Origin of the sequence: Nostoc sp. UHCC 0252 (genome assembly GCF_034931145.1) — a bacterium.
Lineage (GTDB): Bacteria > Cyanobacteriota > Cyanobacteriia > Cyanobacteriales > Nostocaceae > Nostoc.
Map to the genome: position 1 here is coordinate 1 of NZ_JAYGHE010000173.1, position 2743 is coordinate 2743.

Annotated in this window: 3 protein-coding genes; all 3 read right to left on the reverse strand. The window is 43.3% G+C overall.

The window, feature by feature from the left end:
- Window positions 1-410: ParA family protein (locus VB732_RS35745; RefSeq protein ID WP_323235526.1), on the reverse strand; the 410-nt coding region annotated here is incomplete at its 3' end.
- 297 nt (window positions 411-707) lie between these two features.
- Window positions 708-1724, reverse strand: a complete 1017-nt coding sequence (locus tag VB732_RS35750) for a PDDEXK nuclease domain-containing protein (protein ID WP_323235527.1) — start codon at window positions 1722-1724, stop codon at window positions 708-710.
- 523 nt (window positions 1725-2247) lie between these two features.
- Entirely contained in the window at window positions 2248-2655 is a 408-nt protein-coding gene (locus VB732_RS35755) for a hypothetical protein (RefSeq protein ID WP_323235528.1), read from the reverse strand.
- Between the last annotated feature and the right edge of the window lie 88 nt (window positions 2656-2743).

The following is a 2743-nucleotide window of genomic DNA, read 5'->3' on the forward strand; positions in this document are numbered from 1 at the left end:
ACTGTCAAACAAATTTGCGATCGCTGGGGTGGGGCATCAATTATGCACACTTTGAAAATTTTGCTGATGGCTTCCAATCGTCGTTTGAGTAAGGTTGCACCAACTCCACTGTTAGATAAATAATCTTGTACGGTATCAAGTTGGTCGTCGGCGGGGATAAGAAATAAGTTGTCGTTGTCTTGTGTTGGGTAGATGCAGTCTTCTGGTGCGACTGTTTTTTTGAGAAATTCCAATAGGGTTGGTTGGTTGGGTTCTAACTCAAACCCCAGATAGGTGGTGAGATTATGTTGGGGGTCGGAGTCTAGCATCAAGGTGGGCAAGCCCTGGCGTGATAGCAGTCGCCCCAAGAACAGTGAGGTCGTCGTCTTGCCCTGTCCGCCACTCAAGGAGCTTACCGTAATGGTCAACATATATATTTTTAGTAATTTTATTAAATTAGCCAATTAACTTAAACTCATTTGATTAATTTGTCAATTAATAAATTTAGTTAGTTATCTTTTTAGCTTTTTGTAAAATTAGCTTTTTGACTTTAGCTAAATTTAGCTTTTTAGAGAGGTTGGGCAGGGATTCAGGGACATTCCACGATTTAGGGCGAAATGCTTGCTCTGGTTGCTTTTCAGTGATCGACAATAAAAAATTAATCCGCCGTATTGAAAAAGGTAAAAAGCGATATAGTCGGTTAACCACTATTCCTGATCATAGAAACATTACATATCCAGCCTGCTATCCTTCTGTGCTTCAAGTTCGGCTGCCACCGTATTCAGTTCCATCTCCAATTGTTCCACCGTAGGCAGAATGCCTTTAAGCTGTTCTGGAACCTCTTGTCCTATCTGGTGTGTGGAAACGCCGATAGGTTGTGTCATCCCTTGCAGTGCGAGTTCGGCAACCGTCTTGTTTTTAGACTTGCAAAGAATGATGCCGATGGTAGGCTGATCATCAGGATGGCGCAGAATAGCGTTCACTGCTGATACATAAAAGTTCATTTTCCCCGAAAATTCTGGCTGAAATTCCACCATTTTAAGGTCAATAATGACATAGCAGCGCAGGGTGAGGTGATAAAACAGCAGATCAAGCCTGTATTCCTGTCCGCTGACCTCAAGAGGATACTGACTTCCCACAAACGAGAACCCTGTTCCGAGTTCCAGGAGAAAGTCACGAATGCGCTCTACAAGCGCCCGCTCCAAATCCCTTTCCTGCGCCTCTTTGCCCAACGTCAGGAAGTCAAAATTATACGGGTCTTTGATCAGCTGCTGTGCCAGATCGGATTGGGGTTTAGGCAAGGTCTGGCTAAAATTGGTGACTGCACTGCCTTGGCGTTCATAAAGACGGCTCTCAATCTGCATTTCCAGGATGGCACGGCTCCAGCCGTTTTGGATGGTTTGCTGGATGTACCAAACCCTCTGCTCTGGCGCTTTTACACGATCCAGCAAGACACAGTTATGCCGCCAGGGGATTTGTCCACCAAGCTGGTGGACAAATGACTCATCCGGGTAAGCTTCCGCGAAAGCCCGCATATAGAGCAGGTTTGTACGGGAAAAACCCTTTATATCTGGGAACTCCTGTTTTAAATCCTTGGCAAGACGCTCAATTACCTTCGTTCCCCAGCCATCATCCTGCTGGCGTTGTAAAATCTCCCTGCCGATCTGCCAATAAAGCACCACCAATTCTTGGTTAACAGCGAGTGCCGCCCGTATTTGCGCCGTGCGAACACGCTGTTTAAGCATGTTTAGAAAAGTATGATAGTTGGTCAGTTCTGGAAAAAGGGAATCGGTCACAGTGAAGAACGTATCAGGTGGTTACTGTATTTTACATTAAATGTAATAACCATCTGCGTGTGACTAAGTAATCATTTATACCCACTCAAAACGTAAAACCTGATGCCTTCTACATTCCTTACCCGATAGGAGTTATGCTCTCTTATCCGCTATAAGGCAGCCACCCAAGTAAGCAAAAAGTTGTCAAAGAATACACGCTCAAGGTTGGTAATTGTTTTGCAGATGATATGCGATCGCATTATTCTAGTTGTAGCGACCTACAATGCTAATCACTCAGACCTGCAATCATCGGTTTGAGCCAGGATTATTTGCAACTAACCGAAAGTCTAGTCAAACGGTAGTTTGACAGTTTGCTCAAAAAATATCCCAACCTCTCAAAAAAATCATTTGAATTTCAGCCAGGATTAACTGCAAATATAAAGTTAAAAAAAACGACCGTTTTCTTTACCACTACTTCCATATCACTACCCTCTTATTTTTGAGTTCTTCTATTCATTACCACGGCTAAGAGATCGGCAATATTTTTGGCATCCTGAAATAACCGCTCCTTTTCCTGATGTATAAAGTGTCGTCCTAACCCCTTACTCAGCATCACCTCAAATTCTCCTGTAACAAGAACATTGCCGTCCATAATGACGTTGCTGATGCTCAAGTGTTTGTACCGTGAAAGTGTTTCGCAACATGCGTGGACAAGCGGTTTTATTTTCTCATCTACATCTTGGTAGATGTCAGCGGCAATAGCCTCATTCAAAACAAAGTCAATGCCATAACCGCGTAATTCAAATTGGAACAAAAAAATAGATACATCATTTCCAGCTATATTTTTCAATTTCACCTTCTCTTTATGCCACCTGCCTCCTTGCTGGAGTTGGACTACCATTATGAGATAGTTTTATGACCCTTGCAAGCTATGTTTGCAACCCTATTTAGAGGTTGAGCCGACGAGATAGCTGCGATTTCAGAAATAG